Origin of the sequence: Stenotrophomonas sp. SMYL20 (assembly GCF_036320045.1) — a bacterium.
Classification (GTDB): domain Bacteria; phylum Pseudomonadota; class Gammaproteobacteria; order Xanthomonadales; family Xanthomonadaceae; genus Stenotrophomonas; species Stenotrophomonas maltophilia_A.
In genome coordinates, this window is the sequence record NZ_JAWIRT010000045.1 from 1 (window position 1) to 16,990 (window position 16,990).

The following is a 16,990-nucleotide window of genomic DNA, read 5'->3' on the forward strand; positions in this document are numbered from 1 at the left end:
TGAAAGCGGGCTAGTCCCCGTCTGAGGCGAGCCAGGGCGAAAGACCAAAGGCTGCCGGCCAGCGGCCGGCACTACCGTGCCCGTTTACCTGACGGGCCTGAGACTCTCCAGCAACACAGTTGCTACATGGACGTACTTGCGGCGTCCCCGCAATCCGACACCGCCCCGCCATTCCACGGAATGCCCGCTTTTGACGTTGCCCTTGCCATTGCCTCTGCGGGTGCAGGGCTGCAAGCCCTGCCGATAACCCTCACTCCGCCGGGCAGTAGGCCTTGATGGCGGCTTCAGCCAATCCCTTCTGCGCGCTGCGCTGCTCCGGAGCCAACGCGGTATCGGCCTTGCCATCACCATCGGTGTCCTGCATCACCTGGCCGCCGCCGTCCAGCAGGGCCAGGTTGGCGCGGGCGGTGCTGCACTGCTCGGGCACCGGCGCGGCCGGGGTCTCGGCGCTGGCCGCCGCCTGGGGACTGCGCGCCTGCGCCCGGGTCTCGAACTTCCTGCCCGCCGGCGGGGTCTCCGAATACTGGGTCACGCCATTGGCGTCCTTCCATTTGTAGACCGGGCCGGCCACGGCGTTGGCACTGGCCAACAGCAGCAGGCATCCAAGGCAGGACAGGGCACGCATGGCAAACTCCACGGAATGGGCGTAGAACGCCGATTGCAGCATTGGCGCCGAGCACTGGCAAGTCGATTAAACTGGATTCCATGGACCCGATCACACCGCCGCCGCGTTCGCGCACGATTTACCTGCTGCCCAACCTGTTCACCACCGCCGGCCTGTTTGCCGGCTTCTACGCGATCATCGCCGCGGCCAACGGGGACTTCGTCAACGCCAGCATCGCCGTGTTCGTGGCGGCGGTGATGGATGGCCTGGATGGGCGCGTGGCGCGCCTGACCGGCACCAGCAGCGAATTCGGCGTGCAGTACGACTCGCTGGCCGACCTGGTCAGCTTCGGCATGGCCCCGGCGCTGGTGATGTACCACTGGTCGCTGTCGTGGCTGAAGTTCGACGACCCGCTGCTGGGTCGCGTCGGCTGGGCCGTGGCCTTCCTGTATGCCGCCTGCGCGGCGCTGCGCCTGGCCCGCTTCAATACCCAGGTAGCGGTGGTCGACAAGCGCTGGTTCGTCGGCCTTGCCAGCCCGGCCGCGGCCGGCCTGATGATGTCCTTCGTCTGGGCGTTCGCCGATGGCAACCTGGGCTGGGACGGCAACCAGCTGCGCTACGTGGCGCTGGCGGTGACGATCATCGCGGCGCTGCTGATGGTCAGCCGCATCCGCTTCTGGAGCTTCAAGGGCGGCGGCGCCAAGGGCACCCGCTCCGACCGCGTGCCGTTCCTGGTACTGGCCCTGGTGCCAGTGGCGATCGCCATTGCGGTCATCGACCTGCCGCGCGTGCTGTTCGCGGTGGGCATCCTGTACGCCTTGTCGGGCCCGGTGATGTGGGCCGTGCAGCGCCTGCGCAAGAAGCCCGAGGCCGCGTGAGCGAGGACCTGCCCGTGCTGTGGTCACCGGCCCAGCAGGCCTGGCTGCAGGCCATGGGCTACACCGTCTATCACGACGGCCAGCTGGCCGCCAAGCTGGATGCCGCGCTGCAGCTGAGCGTGGCCGACGCCGAGGCGGCTGCCACACCAGCGGCGGAGCAGGCGCGGGCGTCAACCGCACCCGCGCGCGAACCTCTGGCTGCGGCCGCACCGGTTTCCCGCCAGGAACGCCCGGCGCCAGCGCGTCGCGAGACCCCGGTCAGCGCACCGGACACCGCGCCCGCGGCTGCCCGGCCGCTGCCTGGCAATGCCCGGCAGCCGGTGGTGCGCCTGCCGGATCGCCTGCAGATCGCCTTGCTGCGCGCGTCCGGCTGCAATCCCAATGATCCGGCCACGCAGGCGCTGATGGATAGCTGGCCGCTGGACCAGCTGCGTCAGGACCCGGCCGCCAAGCGCGCGCTGTGGCCGCAGCTGCGCGCCCTGCGCAAGCGGGGCACGCCATGAGTGCGGTCAGCCAGCCCGGTCCGGTCAGCCTGCGCGCGCTGCGCGAGAGCGACCTCAACGCGGTGATGGCGATTGAAGTACGCGGCTATCCGTTTCCCTGGACCCGCGGCATCTTCGTCGACTGCCTGCGTGCGGGCTATCCGGGCCTGGCCATGGAGCGCGATGGCCAGTTGATCGGCTATGGCGTACTCAGCATCGCGGCCGACGAAGCCCATGTGCTGAACGTCTGCATCGACCCGCTGACGCAGTCGCGTGGGCTCGGGCGTCAGCTGCTGCGCGCGCTGGTACAGCTGGCCGGCGACCGGGGTGCGCAGCGTGTGTTCCTTGAAGTGCGTCCGTCCAACACACCGGCGCTGGCCTTGTACCACAGCGAAGGCTTCAACGAGATCGGTCGCCGCCCGCGTTACTACCCGGCCGCACAGGGCCGCGAAGACGCGGTGGTGATGGCGATCGAACTGGTCGACGGCGACCTGCAGGCGATGCCGCCGCTGTAACGGAGAAGGGGTGCCGGCCAGCGGCCAGCACTACCGGTAGCCGGCAACCGGGGGTGGCAGGAATGCGCCGACCAAGGTCGGCTGCTACCAAGGCGTGCAATGGCTTGTCCGGTAGGTGCCAACCTTGGTTGGCACGCTTTCCTCACGCCAGCCGCAGTGCCAACACACCCCCGACGATCAACGCCGCCGCCAGCCAGCGCGCACGCGGAATCCGCTCGCGCAGCAGGAACACCGAGATCAGCAACGCGAACAGGATCGACGATTCGCGCAACGCCGAGACCATCGCCACCGGCGCCTGGGTCATTGCCCACAACGCCATCGCATACGAGGCGGTGGTGCCGACGCCACCGGCCAGCCCCAGCGGCCAGTGCTGCCGCGCATAGTCCAGCACCGCGCCGCGGCGCGTGTACAGCGCCCACAGTGGCAGTGGAATGCCCGACAGCAGGAACAGCCACAACGTATAGCTGAGTGCGCTGCCGGACTGACGCGCGCCCTGCGCATCGACCAGCGTGTAGGTGGCAATCATCGCCGCGGTCAGCAGCGGCAGGCGCAGCTGGCCGCCGCGCGCGCCCAGCGCCATGCACAGGATGCCGGTGCTGACCAGCACCACGCCCAGCCACGCCGCAGGCGGCAGCTGCTCACCGAGCAGGGTGCCCGCCAGCGCGACCAGGATCGGCGCGCTGCCACGCATCAGTGGATAGGCCAGGCTCATGTCGACCTGCTGGTAACAGCGTGCGACCAGGCCGTAGTAGGTCACCTGCAGCAGCACCGACGCGCCCAGCCACGGCCAGCTGTGCGCGGCGGGAAATGGCAGGAAGGGCAGGCCGGCAGCCGACAGCAGCGCGGCACTGCCGGTCACCAGTACGGTGCCGAGGAACTTGTCCGGCCCGCGCTTGACGATCGCGTTCCAGCTGGCGTGCAGGGCTGCAGCGGCGAGAACCAGCAGGAAGATGGAAAGCGGCATCCAGCGATGATGCCATGCGCGGGAAATGTAGAGTCGAGCCATGCTCGACTGCTGTCATGAGTCGAGCACGGCTCGACTCTACAAAAGGAAACGCCGGGCAGTACCCGGCGTTTCCCTGCACTTACAGCTTCGCGCGCTGCTCGCGCAGGCCGGCCAGCTGGGTGTTCCAGTCGACCAGGCGCATGCGTTCCTGCTCGACCACCGCCGGCGGCACCTTGTCGGTGAACTTGGCCAGCTTGGTCTCGCTCTTTTCCTTTTCGGCTTCGACGCGGGCGATTTCCTTGTCCAGGCGCACGCGCTCGGCATCGAGATCGACCAGGCCTTCCAGCGGCACCAGCAGCTTCAGCTCGCCCACGATCGCGGCGGCAGCCGGCGGTGCGCTTTCGCCTTCGGCCAGCCACTGGATGCTGTCCAGCTTGAGCAGGAACGACAGCGAGGCGCTGAAACGTTCGATGCGCACGCGGTCCTGCTCCAGCCCGGCCTGCAGGCGCAGCGGCACCTGCCTGGACGGGGCGACGTTCAGTTCGCTGCGCACGCGACGCACCGCACTGATCACCGCCTTCAGCCATTCCACGTCGGCTTCAGCCTGAGTGAAATCGCCTTCGAACTCGGCGGCGGTCGGGTAGGGGCGCAGCGACAGCGTGGTTTCGGCCAGGCCCAGGCGCGGGGCCAGCTGCTGCCACAGCTGTTCGGTGATGAACGGCGTGAGCGGGTGCAGCAGGCGCAGCAGCGCTTCCAGCACGTACAGCAGAGTGTGGCGGGTGCTTTCGGCGTCGGCGGCATCGGCACCATTCAGTGCCGGCTTGCTCAGCTCCAGGAACCAGTCGCAGAACTCGTTCCAGGCGAACTCGTACAGGCACTGCGCCAGCAGGTCGAAGCGGTAGTTGGCGTAGTGGCCCTGCGCCTCGGTGGACACCGCCGCCAGGCGCGCAAGGATCCAGCGCTCGGCATCGGTGCGCGGCGTCGGCACGCCGGTGAACGTTGCACCCTCGGTGTTCATCAGGGTGAAGCGGCTGGCGTTCCACAGCTTGTTGCAGAAGTTCTTGTAGCCCTCGGCGCGGTTCATGTCGAACTTGATGTCGCGGCCGTGGGTGGCCAGCGCGGCGATGGTGAAGCGCAGCGCATCGGCACCGTGGGCAGCAATGCCGTCCGGGAATTCCTTGCGGGTGGCCTTCTCGATCTTCTCCACCATCTTCGGCTGCATCAGGCCGCCGGTGCGCTTGGCGACCAGATCGTCGATGGTGATGCCGTCGATGATGTCCAGCGGATCGAGCACGTTGCCCTTGCTCTTGGACATCTTCTGGCCCTGGCCGTCGCGGATCAGGCCGGTGAAGTAGACGTCCTTGAACGGGATCTTCCCGACCAGGTTGTCGGTGGCCATGATCATGCGCGCCACCCAGAAGAAGATGATGTCGAAGCCAGTGATCAGCACCGACGACGGCAGGTAGCGGTCGAAGCCGCGCTCGGCCATGGCCTGTTCGTTCGGCCAGCCCAGGGTGGAGAACGGCCACAGCTGCGAGGAGAACCAGGTCTCCAGCACGTCGCTTTCCTGGTTCAGCACCACGTCGCTGCCCAGGTTGTGCTTCGCCCGCACTTCCTCTTCGCTGCGACCGACGTAGCAGCTGCCGGTGGCTTCGTCGAACCACGCCGGAATGCGGTGGCCCCACCACAGCTGGCGGCTGATGCACCAGTCCTGGATGTTGTTCATCCAGTGGCGGTAAGTGTTGATCCAGTTCGGCGGCACGAAGGAAATGCTGCCGTCTTCGACCAGCTCCAGGCCACGCTTGGCCAGGTTGTCCATCTTCACGAACCACTGGTCGGTCAGGTACGGCTCGATCACCTGGCCGGTACGGTCGCCGCGCGGCACCTGCAGCTTGTGCGCCTTGGTCTCGACCAGGATGCCCAGGTCTTCCAGCTCGGCCAGCACGGCCTTGCGCGCGGCGTAGCGGTCCAGGCCCTGGAAACGCTCCGGCGCGTTTTCGTTCAGCGCCGCCACCGGGGTGAACAGGTTGATCATCGGCAGGCTGTGGCGCACGCCCACTTCGTAGTCGTTGAAATCGTGCGCCGGGGTGACCTTGACCACGCCGGTGCCGAAGGCACGGTCCACGTAGTCGTCGGCGATCACCGGGACGCGGCGGCCGGTCAGCGGCAGCACCACGCTCTTGCCGATCAGATGTGCATAGCGCTCGTCTTCCGGGTGCACCATCACCGCGGTATCGCCCAGCAGGGTTTCCGGGCGGGTGGTGGCGACGACCAGGTAGTCGCGGGTTTCGCGCAGGGTTTCCACGCCGTCGGCATCGCGCTCGACGTGTTCGTAGCTCAGGCCCTCATCCAGCGTGTAGGCGATCGACCACAGGAAGCCGTCTTCCTCGGCGCTTTCCACTTCCAGGTCGGAAATGGCGGTCTTCAGCACCGGGTCCCAGTTGACCAGGCGCTGGCCGCGGTAGATCAGGCCCTGCTCGTACCAGCGCACGAAGGCCTCGTTGACCGCCGCCGACGGCTGCGGGTCCATGGTGAAGGTGCTGCGCGACCAGTCGGCGGAGGTGCCGAGGCGGCGCATCTGGCGTTCGATGGTGTCGCCGGACTGCTGCTTCCACTCCCAGACCTTGCCGATGAAGCCTTCGCGGCCCAGCGAATCGCGGGTCTCGCCCTTACCTTCCAGCGCCAGGTTGCGGCTGACCACCATTTCGGTGGCGATGCCGGCATGATCGGTACCGACCTGCCACAGCGTGTCGTAGCCACGCATGCGGTGGTAGCGCACCAGCGCGTCCATCAGGGTCTGCTGGAAGGCGTGGCCCATGTGCAGGGTGCCGGTCACGTTCGGCGGCGGCAGCAGGATGGTGTACGGCTCGCCCGTGCCGGACGGCTTGAAGTGGCCGGCCTTCTCCCAGGCCTCGTAGAGGTCGGTCTCGAAGGACTTCGGGTCGTAACTGGAGGCGAGTTGGGTCATGCGGGGGAACCGGTAATCAAGGCGGAAGGGAGATCAGCGCGGCCCGAGGGCGCGCCGGATCTTCTGGTCGGTGTGGTACTGGCTGACCGCGTAGGCGGCCCAGATGGCGGCGGGCAGCCAGCCGATCAGGGTGATCTGCAGGATCAGGCAGACAATGCCGGCAAACGGCCGGCCGATGGTGAAGAAGGACAGCCAGGGAAGAATCAGGGCGATCAACAGGCGCATCAAGGGGTCCTCGCTGGACTTACATGTCGTGCTTGTTCAGGTCGTAACCGGCGGTCTTGTACTGGCGCCAGCGTTCGCGCAGCGGTTCGCGCGCTTCCGGGTCGGCCGGAACCACTTCCAGCACGCGCTCGCACTCGCCCAGCCAGGGTTCATCACGCAGGTTGATCACCAGCGGGCGCGCCGGTGCCTCGGTGCCCGGCACGGCGATCAGCACCAGGGCTTCTTCCTCGTCCATGTCCTCGCCGGCGATCTGGTGCGGGATGTAGGCATCGTTGTCGAACGCCCACAGCAGTTCGTCCAGCTCCTCGGCCTGGGCCTGGTCGCGGGCCAGCACAAGGGTGAACAACCCGGCGTCGTTGGCCTTGCGCGCCAGCTCGCAGACCAGGCGCAACGGCTCGGTCAGGAAGCGGGGCTTGGCGATCAGGTAGAAGTCGGCGCGGGGCATGGCAGGGTCCGGGTCAGGCAGGGGCCCGGCAGTGCCGGGCGAGGCCCTGGCCGGCGGAGGCCGGCCAGGGTCGGGTACGGCATCAGGCGCGGGCGGCCTGGTCCAGCAGCCACTGGCTCAGCAGGCCGACCGGGCGGCCGGTGGCCATGCCACGCTTGCCTTCATCGCTGGCCACGCCGGCGATGTCCAGGTGGGCCCAGCGCTGGCCTTCGGCGAAGCGCGACAGGAAACAGCCGGCGGTGATCGCACCGGCCCAGCGGCCGCCGATGTTGTAGACGTCGGCGAAGGTCGAATCCAGCATCGGCTGGTACTCGTCCCACAGCGGCAGGCGCCAGGCGCGGTCGAACACCTGCTCGCCGGCGGCCAGCAGCTCGTTGGCCAGGTCGTCGTGCTTGCTCATCAGGCCGGCGGTCTGGTGGCCCAGGGCGACCATGCAGGCGCCGGTCAGGGTTGCGACGTCGACCAGCGCGGCCGGCTCGAAGCGCTGCGCGTAGGTCAGCGCATCGCACAGGATCAGGCGGCCTTCGGCGTCGGTGTTGCCCACTTCGATGGTCTTGCCCGACATCGAGGTGATCACGTCGGACGGACGGTAGGCGTTGCCGTCGATGGCGTTTTCCACCGCCGGCACCACCACCACCAGGTTCAGCGGCAGCTTGGCCTTGACCGCAGCGACGAAGGTGCCGATGACGTTGGCGCCACCGCACATGTCGTACTTCATCTCTTCGATGCCGCCCTGGGTCTTCAGGTTGACGCCACCGGTATCGAAGGTGATGCCCTTGCCGACCAGCACGTACGGCTTGGCGTCGCCGCCATTGTTCCACTTCAGCACGACCAAGCGCGGGCGGTTGGCCGAACCACGGGCCACGGCCAGCAGCGAGCCCATGCCCAGTGCTTCCATCTGGTGCTCGTCGAGGATCTCGGCTTCGGCACCGTCGTGCTCGCCGGCGAACTTCACGCCGACCTCGGCCAGATGGGCCGGGGTGCAGTAGTTCGGCGGCAGGTTGCCCAGTTCGCGGGCGAACTCGACACCGGCGGCGATGGCCTGGCCCTGAGCCAGGGCCTGCGCGTCGTCACCGGCGATGGCCAGCTGGGCCAGGCCGGCGTCGTCGGCCTTCTTCTTGCCCAGGGTGGCGGTGTAGCGGTACGCGGCATGATCGGCGGCGATCACCGCCTGGCGGATCGCCCAGGCCGCGTCGCGGTCCTTCACCGCCACTTCGGACAGGGTGAACAGTGCGCTGCGGGCAGCACCGGCCTTCAGCGCGCGCACGGCGTCGCCGACGGCCTTCAGGTACTGCGGCACGCCGAAACGGGCGACTTCGCCGAGGCCGACCACCAGCACGCGCGGGGCGGTCACGCCCGGCAGGTCATGCAGCAGGGTGGTGGCGCCGGTCTTGCCGGACAGGTCGCCGCGCTGGGCCAGGGCGGCCAGGCGGCCACCGCTGGCGGCGTCCAGGGCCTGTGCGGCCGGGGTCAGGGTATGGTCGGCATACGCGCCAACCACCAGGCAATCGACGGTGGCGGCGGCCGGAGCAACGTGGTTCAGGGTGAATTCGAGGGCCATTGAGCAGATTCCATTGGCGAGTCCGTACAATCGCAGGCCGTTTACGCCCAGACAGTAGACTGGGCGGCACCGCGAACGAACCCCAGAGTTTAAACCACCGCCCCATGCTGAAGCTCGACCGATACCTGCTGGGCGATTTCGTCCAGAGTTTCCTGGCTACCCTGATCGTCCTGCTGGTGGTCAGCGTGGGCGGCGTGCTGGTGGACATCCTCGGCAACATCGCCGACGGGCGCCTGCCGGCCAAGCTGCTGTTCTCGCAGCTGGGCCTGCAGTTCATCGCCTACCTGCCGCTGATCCTGCCGCTGGCGCTGATGCTGGGCCTGCTGCTGGCCATCGCGCGCCTGTACCGCGACTCGGAAATGGCAGTGATCACCGCCATTGGTGTCGGCCCCAAGCGACTGCTGCGGCCACTGCTGATGCTGGTGGTGCCGGTGGTGGCCCTGGTGGGCGCCTGCTCGCTGTGGCTGGGCCCGTGGGCCGGCCGGGTGGCCGAGCAGATGATCATCGAGGCCAACCGCAGCGTGCTGATGGCCGGTCTGGAGCCGGGCCGCTTCACCCCCCTGCCCAACGGCGGCGTGGTCTACCTGTCCTCGATCTCGCCCGATGGCACCCAGCTGGGCAAGGTGTTCCTGCAGCGCCAGAAGGATGACCGCCTGGAGGTGGTGTCGGCCAATGGCGGCCGCATGTTCTTCGAGGGCACCCGTCAGCGCTTCCTGGAGCTGGATGACGGCCACCAGGTGGAAGGGCCGGTGGCTGGTGGCCTGGACTACCGCCTGGCGACCTTTGCCCGCAATGACGTGGCCCTGCCCGATGGCGCGCAGACCCGCACCGAGGATGACCCGGAACTGATGCCGACCCTGCAGCTGATCGGCGATGAGCGTCCGCAGGCGCAGGCGCAGCTGCACCGCCGCCTGGCGCCGCCGCTGATCGCGCTGGCGTTCGCCCTGCTGACCGTGCCGCTGGGCCGGAGCTCGCCGCGCCAGCAGCGCTACGGCCGCATGATGCTGGCGCTGATGGCCTACATGGTCGGTACCAATCTGATGTTCATCGGCAGCGGCTGGATCGCCAACGGCAAGATCCCCCCAGCGCTCGGCCTGTGGTGGTTGACCCTGCCGTTGCTGGCGCTGGCAATCTGGATGTATGCACGTGATGGCCGCCTGGGCCGCCCGAAGGGAGCCCGCGCATGAGGCTGCGCCCGATGCGTTTCGACCTGTACCTGGGCCGGTCGGTGTTCACCACGGTGCTGCTGACCTGGGCCGTGCTGGTTGGCCTGGACGTGGTGATGGCGTTCTCCGGCGAGTTCAAGGACATCGGCAAGAACGGCTACACGCTGGGCCATGCCGCCGCCTGGGTGCTGTACACGGTGCCACGCCGCGCCTACACCATGTTCCCCACCGCCGCGGTGATCGGTGCACTGATGGGCCTGGGCCAGCTGGCGGCGACCTCGGAGCTGACCGCGCTGCGTGCGCTGGGCCTGTCGCGCAAGCGCCTGAGCGTTTCGGTGGCGATCGCGCTGTCGCTGCTGACCGCGGTGATGGTGTTCAGCGCCGAGACCCTGGGCCCCTGGGGCCAGGACCGCGCCGATGCGTTGAAGTCCAGCGCCAAGTGGGGGCGGGATATTGCCACCAGCCGCTACTCGGGCCTGTGGGCACGCGAGGGCGATACCTTCCTCAACGCGCAGAGCGGCGAGGAGCAGCTGGTCGGCGACAAGGGCACGCGCCTGATCCTGCGCGACGTGCGCCTGTACCGGGTCGCCGAAGACGGCAAGATCGCCTCGTTGACCCATGCCGCCACCGCCGAGCACGACAAGGACGGCTGGGTGTTGACCGGCGTGCGTCGCGACACCTTCGGCGAGCGCTCGGCGGCCCGCCAGGAAGTGGCGCGCGAGCCGTGGAACTCGAAGCTGGATGCGGCGGCACTGGCCACCGGCATCGCCAAGCCACGCAACCTCAGCGTGTCCGAGCTCAGCACCAGCATTGCCTACCGCCAGCGTAACGGGCTGGATGCGCGCGACTTCGAGGATGTGTACTGGAGCCGCTGGTTCTACCCGGTGAATGTGCTGGCACTGTGCCTGGCGGCGGTGCCGTTCGCGTTCGGGTCGCTGCGCAGCGGCGGCATGGGCAAGCGCCTGTTCCTGGGCATCCTGTTCGCACTGGGCTTCTGGCTGCTGCAGCTGTTCTTCGGCCGCATGGCCGGTGCGCTGAAGTTCGATTACCGCATTGCCTATGCGTTGCCGCCGATCGTGATGCTGGCGGTGTCCGGACTGCTGTTCCGGCGCAAGTCGGGCTGACCCCCATGGAGCCGGGCATGGCCCGGCTGTTTCCGTTTCATTTCAAGGACGAACATGAGCTTTCAACGCCTTCTGCCGTGTATTGCGGCCGTGCTGCTCTCTGCCGGCTGCAGCCGGTCCACGGTCGACTTCGAGATCGACAACCCGACCGATGCGCCGCTGACCCTGTCGATCGATCAGCAGGTGCACACCCTGCCGCCGCACACCTCCATGCCCCTGGTCCTGGAGCCGGGCCAGTACCGGCTGCAGAGCGAGAAGATCGGCAGCGTCCGCATGGTTGTCTACGCCGACGGGATCGGCGGGCTGATCAACCCGGCCATGGCCGAGTACGTGATCGTCACCGAGCAGTACGTCACCAGCAAAACCAATACCGGCAACCTGGCATCGAAGATCGAACTGAACGATGTGGAGATCGAGGGTCCCTACGTGAAGGCGACCGGCTTCTTCATTCCGCGCCGTTGGGACGCAGGACTGAAGGACGAACTGCCTGACACGGTGGTCTCCAGCAGCCCGGATACCTCGTCCGACTACCGGACCAAGCTCTACAACGTGCCTGGCTTCTTCGAATACCTGGACGCCGGGGAAGACCTGAAGGAGGCCTTCGGGCCGGGCGGCTACCAGGTGCCGGCGGCAACGGTGGCATTCACCCCGGCCCAACTGCCGGCGCTCCCGGCGGCCTATGAGGCCCAGGGCAAACCGATGCGCGACCTCTACGCGCACTATCTGGCGGCCACCGACGCGGGGGAGCAGAGGCGCCTGAAGAAGGCCAGCCTGAAGCTGTGGCAGGACTTCGTGAAGACCCGGGCGCAGTTGAGCGGACAGGTTCCGGTGGCCGATGACGTGCAGGCCAATGCGTTCGCGTCCGCCTACTTCGACCTCTGGGCCCAGCCGGCGGTGATCCTGCCCGACCCGGCGCCTGCAGGCTGATCGCTGCGCTGTTCGTGTAGCGCCGAGCGCGTGCTCGGCCCTGCAGACAGCGCTTTACCGCTTCGGCATGCGCACCACGCGGGTGCCGCTGGCGCGGTCATGCCAGGTCAGGCGATCGCGGTCGACCCACGCCCACCAGAATCCCAGCCCGCCCAGCAGCAGTGACAGCGTGCCTACCGCGAAGCGCAGCCACAGCTGGCCGCGCCGCAGCGGCGTGCCATCGCGCGATTGCAGTTTCAGCCGCCACGGACGCATGCCCAGTGTCTGTCCGCCACGGCGCCAGCTGGCCGTGGCGTACCACCCCGTGATTCCCCAGCACACCGCCCACAGCAGCCACTGCCAGGCACTGAACGGTGCGATGTTCTCGCGCTGCGCGTGGCCGCTGAAGGTGTAGGCGAGGGTGAACAGCGTGCCGGCCAGCATCCACAGCGCCAGCACCGGCAGTGCGTCGTAGACCATCGCCAGCACGCGCCAGGCCAACAAGGCACGTGGGCGGGGCATTTCGGTAGCGGCCGCAGGGGCCGTGTCGGTGGCGGGGCGGGACATGCGCCGAGCATACGCAAAGCTGGCCGCGCCCGCAGTGGCCCTCGTATCCTGCACCCATGGCCCTTGTTTCCACCCCCGCCGAACGCCGCCAGCTGGTGCAGCAACTGCCCGAACTGCGCGCCGACGACAGCGCGCGCATCCAGCGCTTCCTCGATGCGATCTGGGCCGAGAACGGCCTGGCCCGCGCCACCCTCGACAGCTACCGGCGCGACCTGGAAGGGCTGGCGCGCTGGATGGATGGACGCGACGGTGGCCTGGCCGGCATCGAGCGCCCGGGGTTGTTCGATTACCTGGCCTGGCGCACCCGGCATGGCTGGTCGCCGCGCAGCAATGCGCGCCTGCTGTCGGCGCTGCGCGCGTTCTTCGCCGATGGCGTGCGCCGTGGTGAACGCAGCGAGGACCCCAGTGCACTGCTGGACCCGCCGAAGCTGCCGCGGCTGTTGCCGAAGGCGCTGGCCGAAAGCCAGATCGACGCACTGCTGGCGGCGCCGGACATCGACAGTCCGCTGGGCCTGCGCGACCGCGCCATGCTGGAGCTGATGTATGCGGCCGGCCTGCGCGTGAGCGAGCTGGTGCTGCTACCGGCCACGGCAGTCAACCTGCGCCAAGGCGTGCTGAGGGTCACGGGCAAGGGCAGCAAGGAGCGGCTGGTGCCGCTGGGCGAGGAATCGCAGCACTGGCTGGAGCGCTATCTGCAGGCGTCGCGCCCGCAGCTGGTCGGCAAGGGCAAGGTGCAGGCGCTGGCCGATGGGCAGACCCCATTGTTTGTCGAGCCGACGCTGCATGCGCTGACCCGCCAGGCGTTCTGGCATCTGGTCAAGCGCCACGCGCAGGTGGCCGGTATCGATCCGGTGCGGATCAGCCCGCATGGCCTGCGCCACAGCTTCGCCACGCATCTGCTCAACCGCGGCGCCGACCTGCGCGCGCTGCAGATGCTGCTCGGCCACAGTTCGCTGTCGACCACCCAGATCTACACCCTGGTGGCCCGCGAACACCTGCAGAAGCTGCACGCCCGTCACCATCCGCGCGGCTGAGCAGCGGCCTGAACCCCGGCCTCGGACGGTGGGCAGTGTCGCGGCCCGGTAGCGGCGGCTGTGTCAGAATCCGGGGTCTTCTTCTGTCGCGGACCGCTCCATGCTCCGATTTGCCATCGCCGCCGTGTTCGGTGCGCTCAGCCTGACCGCCTGCGCCCAGCCGGCTCCGCCGGCCGCCAAGGCACCCGCCGCGGCTGCGGCCAAGGCCGTCCCGGCCGCCAACGCTTCGGCCGACCAGGCCGTACGCGCCGCGCTGACCGCCCTGAATCCCGGCTTCCAGGTGGACTACATCGGCGCTGCGCCGTTCCCCGGCTTCCGCGAAGTGGTGGTCTCCGGCCAGTTGCTGTACGTGTCCGACGATGGCCGCTACCTGTTCCAGTCGCAGCCCTACGACACGCGTGCCAAGGGCCCGGCCAACAGCGAAGGCCTGCTCGGCTACCGCCGCGATCTGCTGGCCAAGGCCAACCACGGCGACCGCATCGTGTTCGCCGCGCCGAACGCGAAGTACACCATCAGCGTGTTCACCGACATCGAGTGCGGTTACTGCCGCAAGCTGCACCAAGACATCGCTGAGCTCAACCGCAACGGCATCTCGGTCGAGTACCTGGCATTCCCGCGCATGGGCCTGGGCAGCAAGGACTACACCGACATGATTTCGGTCTGGTGTGCAGCGGATCGCCGCCAGGCCCTGACCAACGCCAAGCGCGGTGGCAATGTGCCGGCCAAGAACTGCACCAACCCGGTGGCGATGCAGTACGCGCTGGGCCAGCAGTTGGGCGTGAACGGCACGCCGGCGATCTTCGCGCCGGATGGCACCCAGCTGGGCGGTTACCTGCCGCCGGCGCAGCTGCGTGCGGCGCTGGACAAGCTGTCCGAGAAGCGCTGACGCGGAATCGTAGCGTCGAGGCATGCTCGACTGCGGGACCATCAGCCGAGCATGGGCTCGGCGCTACAGATCAGAGGCCGGGGGCGCACAATGCGCCCCCGGCTTTTTGCTTATTTCAGGCCATCACTGACCGCCTTGGTCAGCGTGCCCTGCGCATCGTCACCGCTGAACTCCCAGACGAACGCGCCGCCCAGGCCCTGGGTCTTCACGTAGCCCATCTTGCGGGTGATGTTGGCCGGGGTATCGAAGCTCCACAGCGTGCTGCCGTTGTAGATCCAGGTGGCACCGGCGGTGTTGTCGGTGTAGCCCGGCCACGCCAGGTTCTTCAGCACCTTCCAGTCTTCGATGCCGGCTTCATACGTGCCCGGGGCGGCGCCGGTCGCGGTCTGGTACAGGCCGTTGTTGGCGTTGGTCACACCGGTCCAGCCACGCCCGTAGTAGCCGATGCCCAGGTTGAGCTTGGCGGCGGGCACGCCACGGCTGATGAAGGCCTCGATGGCGTCGTTGCTGTTGTAGAGCTTCTGGTCGCCGGTGGACGGATCATTCGGCGAATCGAACAGCGCCGACTGGTGATTGGTCTTCGCATCCCACGCGCCGTGGAAGTCGTAGGTCATCACGTTGATGTAGTCCAGATACGGGTGGTACGCGGCCGGATCAGTGACGCGGATCTTGTCGATGCCGGCACCCACCGCCACCGTCAGCAACAGGCCCGGACGCACCGCATCGAGCTGGCGGCGGAACTCGGCCATCAGCGCGGTGAAGTTGGCGTTGTCCTCCGGCTTGCCGCATTCGATGCCACAGGCCACCGGGTACTCCCAGTCGACGTCGATGCCGTCGAACACGCCCAGTGCGGCACCGGCGCCACCGGCACCGTCGGTCACCGGCAGGTTGCCCTTGATGTAGGCGTCGATGCACGAGGCGACGAAGGCCTGGCGGTTTTCCGGACGCGCCGCGCTGGAGAAACCACGCGACCAGGTCCAGCCACCCAGCGAGATCAGCACCTTCATGCCCGGGTACTTGGCCTTGAGCTGCTTGAGCTGGTTCCAGTTACCGCGCAACGGCTGGTCCCAGGTATCGGCGCTGCCGCTGACGCTCTCGGCGGCACTGAAGGCCTTGGTGTAGTCGGCGAAGGCATCGCCACCGGCACCGCTGTTCGGATCCGACGGCTGGGTGATGCCCACTTCGCAACGGTTGTTGCGCACGTTGCCGAACGCGTAGTTGATGTGGGTCAGGCGTGCGGCCGAGCCACTGCTGTCGATGTTCTTGACCCGGTAGTTGCGGCCGTAGATGCCCCACTGGGTGAAGTAACCGATCACCCGCTTGCCGGTGGTGCCGCCGTCGCCGGCCAGCGTAGTGGCGCTGATCTCGGTGCCCTGGGCCGAGGCGTTGCCGGCGTTGTCGCGGGCACGAACCCGGTAGCGGTAGGTGGTGGAGGCAGTCAGCCCGCCATCGATGTAGCTGGCGCTGGACGGTGAACCGACCAGGCTGCCGTTGCGGTACACGTCGTAGCCGGCCACGCCGCTGCCACCGGTGTTGTCGGTGGACGGGCTCCAGCTGAGCGCGATGCTGTTGGCGGTGCGGGTGCCGACCGCCAGCCCGCCCGGCACGCTCGGTGCGGTGGTATCGCCACCGGCGGCGTTGACGGTGATGGTGATGGTCGCGGTGCTGGTGGTGGCGTTGTTGTTGTCGGTCGCGACTGCACGCAGGGTGTGGCTGCCGGCGCTGGCATTGGCCCAGCTGGCCGCGTACGGCGCACTGGTGGCCACGCCCAGCGTGCTGCCATCGCGGAAGAACTCGACCTTGGCGACGCTGCCGTCCGGATCACTGGCGTTGGCGGTCACGTTGACCGTGCTGCCGGCGCTGAAGGTGGCGCCGTTGGCCGGCGAGGTCAGGCTGACCACCGGCGGCTGGTTGGCGCCGCTGCCATCGCAGGCACCGAGGTTGGTGTAGTAGGGCGCACCGGCCGGATGGTCCGGCGGCGCGTTCCAGATGTCCTGGTTCGCCCGATAGAGGACGCCTCCTTTCTGCAGGGTATCGCCAGCCCGGTAGATCTTGGCCTGGTCCCACTGGGCCACGCCGGCACAGCTGGCGGCCTGCGCCAGGCCGGGCAGGGCGGCGGTACCGGCGGCCAGGGCAAGCAGCCAGGCCAGGCGGCGGGGACGACAGCTTCGGGTCGAACGTTCGGCACTGCGCACAATCGGGTCGTACATGGGTAAGTCTCCGATCAAAGGGCGCGCGGGCCCCGATGGCGCCGCGCGTGACGCAGGTCCGGGCGTCGCCCGGGAAGGCGACGGAGGGGGCGGACGGAGGTACCTGGGAGGCCGGGGAGAGAGTCCGGCACCAGGTAGGGACAACGTTGTCATCAATCGTGTGGTCAATCCGTGAGCGAGTGCATGGTTCCGGGATTCGGATGGAGAGCGGCGCTGCGCGCGGTCGGCGGCCATCGGCGGAGCCCCCTCGTGGCTGGGGTGGGTCACGTACAGCGGATTTCTGGGGTTTGGCGGGGGGGGGGGGGGGGGGGGGGGGGGGGGGGGGGGGGGGGGGGGGGGCGGGGGGGGGGGGGCGGGGGGGGGGCCCGCCCGCCCGGGGGGGGGGGGGGGCGCCCCCCCCCCCGGCCCCCCCCCCCCCCCCCCCCCCCCCCCCCCCCGGCCACGGACAGGTTCCTGCGCGGCCAGCCACGGAA

Annotated in this window: 16 protein-coding genes; 8 read left to right on the forward strand and 8 right to left on the reverse strand. The window is 68.4% G+C overall.

Going from position 1 to position 16,990, the window contains the following annotated elements:
- Positions 1–250: 250 nt before the first annotated feature.
- On the reverse strand, positions 251–625 hold the full coding sequence (locus V3B48_RS20945) for a DUF4124 domain-containing protein (RefSeq protein WP_049400296.1): 375 nt from the start codon (positions 623–625) through the stop codon (positions 251–253).
- Positions 626–705: 80 nt separating this feature from the next.
- On the opposite strand from V3B48_RS20945, the gene pssA reads away from it, so the two are divergent.
- Genes pssA through rimI form a run of 3 tightly spaced genes read left to right on the forward strand, consistent with a single transcriptional unit; the run spans position 706 to position 2,479 of the window.
- Positions 706–1,482 (forward strand): CDP-diacylglycerol--serine O-phosphatidyltransferase, encoded by a 777-nt coding sequence (gene pssA, locus V3B48_RS20950; RefSeq protein ID WP_019660986.1) that lies wholly within the window; start codon positions 706–708, stop codon positions 1,480–1,482.
- Positions 1,479–1,985 carry a hypothetical protein gene (locus tag V3B48_RS20955; protein ID WP_329894386.1) on the forward strand — a complete coding sequence of 169 codons (507 nt, stop codon included), beginning with the start codon at positions 1,479–1,481 and terminating at the stop codon, positions 1,983–1,985. Before pssA ends, V3B48_RS20955 begins: the two co-directional genes overlap by 4 nt.
- Positions 1,982–2,479 (forward strand): ribosomal protein S18-alanine N-acetyltransferase, encoded by a 498-nt coding sequence (gene rimI / locus V3B48_RS20960; protein ID WP_032128003.1) that lies wholly within the window; start codon positions 1,982–1,984, stop codon positions 2,477–2,479. Before V3B48_RS20955 ends, rimI begins: the two co-directional genes overlap by 4 nt.
- Before the next feature lie 142 nt (positions 2,480–2,621).
- On the opposite strand, the gene V3B48_RS20965 is transcribed toward rimI, so the two are convergent.
- The 5 genes from V3B48_RS20965 to V3B48_RS20985 all read right to left on the reverse strand — a co-directional run bounded on the left by V3B48_RS20965 (position 2,622) and on the right by V3B48_RS20985 (position 8,624).
- Positions 2,622–3,443, reverse strand: a complete 822-nt coding sequence (locus V3B48_RS20965) for an EamA family transporter (RefSeq protein ID WP_121504845.1) — start codon at positions 3,441–3,443, stop codon at positions 2,622–2,624.
- 121 nt (positions 3,444–3,564) lie between these two features.
- Positions 3,565–6,393: a valine--tRNA ligase gene (locus tag V3B48_RS20970; RefSeq protein WP_329894387.1), complete on the reverse strand. Its 2,829-nt coding sequence runs from the start codon at positions 6,391–6,393 to the stop codon at positions 3,565–3,567.
- A 33-nt stretch (positions 6,394–6,426) separates the two neighbouring features.
- Complete coding sequence (locus V3B48_RS20975) at positions 6,427–6,618, reverse strand: YqaE/Pmp3 family membrane protein (RefSeq protein ID WP_012510005.1); 192 nt, start codon at positions 6,616–6,618, stop codon at positions 6,427–6,429.
- Between the two features lie 19 nt (positions 6,619–6,637).
- Positions 6,638–7,063 carry a DNA polymerase III subunit chi gene (locus V3B48_RS20980; RefSeq protein ID WP_032128006.1) on the reverse strand — a complete coding sequence of 142 codons (426 nt, stop codon included), beginning with the start codon at positions 7,061–7,063 and terminating at the stop codon, positions 6,638–6,640.
- 82 nt (positions 7,064–7,145) lie between these two features.
- A complete protein-coding gene (locus tag V3B48_RS20985) occupies positions 7,146–8,624 on the reverse strand; it encodes a leucyl aminopeptidase (RefSeq protein ID WP_329810708.1) in 1,479 nt (492 codons plus the stop codon).
- Positions 8,625–8,728: 104 nt separating this feature from the next.
- On the opposite strand from V3B48_RS20985, the gene lptF reads away from it, so the two are divergent.
- Genes lptF through V3B48_RS21000 form a run of 3 tightly spaced genes read left to right on the forward strand, consistent with a single transcriptional unit; the run spans position 8,729 to position 11,841 of the window.
- A complete protein-coding gene (gene lptF / locus V3B48_RS20990; RefSeq protein WP_032128008.1) occupies positions 8,729–9,811 on the forward strand; it encodes an LPS export ABC transporter permease LptF in 1,083 nt (360 codons plus the stop codon).
- A complete protein-coding gene (gene lptG, locus V3B48_RS20995; RefSeq protein WP_329894388.1) occupies positions 9,808–10,914 on the forward strand; it encodes an LPS export ABC transporter permease LptG in 1,107 nt (368 codons plus the stop codon). The genes lptF and lptG overlap by 4 nt, the downstream gene beginning before the upstream one ends.
- A gap of 54 nt (positions 10,915–10,968) precedes the next feature.
- Positions 10,969–11,841, forward strand: coding sequence for a hypothetical protein (locus V3B48_RS21000; RefSeq protein ID WP_329894389.1), 873 nt, complete (start codon positions 10,969–10,971; stop codon positions 11,839–11,841).
- Positions 11,842–11,895: 54 nt separating this feature from the next.
- Here V3B48_RS21000 and V3B48_RS21005 read toward each other — a convergent pair whose 3' ends face one another.
- Entirely contained in the window at positions 11,896–12,387 is a 492-nt protein-coding gene (locus V3B48_RS21005; protein WP_329894390.1) for an RDD family protein, read from the reverse strand.
- Positions 12,388–12,443: 56 nt separating this feature from the next.
- On the opposite strand from V3B48_RS21005, the gene xerD reads away from it, so the two are divergent.
- On the forward strand, positions 12,444–13,421 hold the full coding sequence (gene xerD / locus V3B48_RS21010; RefSeq protein ID WP_032128012.1) for a site-specific tyrosine recombinase XerD: 978 nt from the start codon (positions 12,444–12,446) through the stop codon (positions 13,419–13,421).
- Positions 13,422–13,521: 100 nt separating this feature from the next.
- Entirely contained in the window at positions 13,522–14,307 is a 786-nt protein-coding gene (locus tag V3B48_RS21015; RefSeq protein ID WP_329894391.1) for a thioredoxin fold domain-containing protein, read from the forward strand.
- Between the two features lie 110 nt (positions 14,308–14,417).
- Here the strand turns inward: V3B48_RS21015 and V3B48_RS21020 are convergent, their stop codons facing one another.
- Positions 14,418–16,517 carry a glycosyl hydrolase family 18 protein gene (locus tag V3B48_RS21020; protein WP_329894392.1) on the reverse strand — a complete coding sequence of 700 codons (2,100 nt, stop codon included), beginning with the start codon at positions 16,515–16,517 and terminating at the stop codon, positions 14,418–14,420.
- Between the last annotated feature and the right edge of the window lie 473 nt (positions 16,518–16,990).

What these genes read in the sequence shown, in the direction of transcription:
- lptF (WP_032128008.1), top strand. Translation starts at nt 8,729, where the DNA reads ATGCTGAAGCTCGACCGATACCTGCTGGGCGATTTCGTCCAGAGTTTC.
- rimI (WP_032128003.1), top strand. Translation starts at nt 1,982, where the DNA reads ATGAGTGCGGTCAGCCAGCCCGGTCCGGTCAGCCTGCGCGCGCTGCGC.
- lptG (WP_329894388.1), top strand. Translation starts at nt 9,808, where the DNA reads ATGAGGCTGCGCCCGATGCGTTTCGACCTGTACCTGGGCCGGTCGGTG.
- V3B48_RS20970 (WP_329894387.1), bottom strand. Translation starts at nt 6,393, where the DNA reads ATGACCCAACTCGCCTCCAGTTACGACCCGAAGTCCTTCGAGACCGAC.
- V3B48_RS20985 (WP_329810708.1), bottom strand. Translation starts at nt 8,624, where the DNA reads ATGGCCCTCGAATTCACCCTGAACCACGTTGCTCCGGCCGCCGCCACC.
- V3B48_RS20975 (WP_012510005.1), bottom strand. Translation starts at nt 6,618, where the DNA reads ATGCGCCTGTTGATCGCCCTGATTCTTCCCTGGCTGTCCTTCTTCACC.
- V3B48_RS21020 (WP_329894392.1), bottom strand. Translation starts at nt 16,517, where the DNA reads ATGTACGACCCGATTGTGCGCAGTGCCGAACGTTCGACCCGAAGCTGT.
- pssA (WP_019660986.1), top strand. Translation starts at nt 706, where the DNA reads ATGGACCCGATCACACCGCCGCCGCGTTCGCGCACGATTTACCTGCTG.
- V3B48_RS21015 (WP_329894391.1), top strand. Translation starts at nt 13,522, where the DNA reads ATGCTCCGATTTGCCATCGCCGCCGTGTTCGGTGCGCTCAGCCTGACC.
- V3B48_RS20945 (WP_049400296.1), bottom strand. Translation starts at nt 625, where the DNA reads ATGCGTGCCCTGTCCTGCCTTGGATGCCTGCTGCTGTTGGCCAGTGCC.
- V3B48_RS20980 (WP_032128006.1), bottom strand. Translation starts at nt 7,063, where the DNA reads ATGCCCCGCGCCGACTTCTACCTGATCGCCAAGCCCCGCTTCCTGACC.
- V3B48_RS20965 (WP_121504845.1), bottom strand. Translation starts at nt 3,443, where the DNA reads ATGCCGCTTTCCATCTTCCTGCTGGTTCTCGCCGCTGCAGCCCTGCAC.
- V3B48_RS21005 (WP_329894390.1), bottom strand. Translation starts at nt 12,387, where the DNA reads ATGTCCCGCCCCGCCACCGACACGGCCCCTGCGGCCGCTACCGAAATG.
- xerD (WP_032128012.1), top strand. Translation starts at nt 12,444, where the DNA reads ATGGCCCTTGTTTCCACCCCCGCCGAACGCCGCCAGCTGGTGCAGCAA.
- V3B48_RS21000 (WP_329894389.1), top strand. Translation starts at nt 10,969, where the DNA reads ATGAGCTTTCAACGCCTTCTGCCGTGTATTGCGGCCGTGCTGCTCTCT.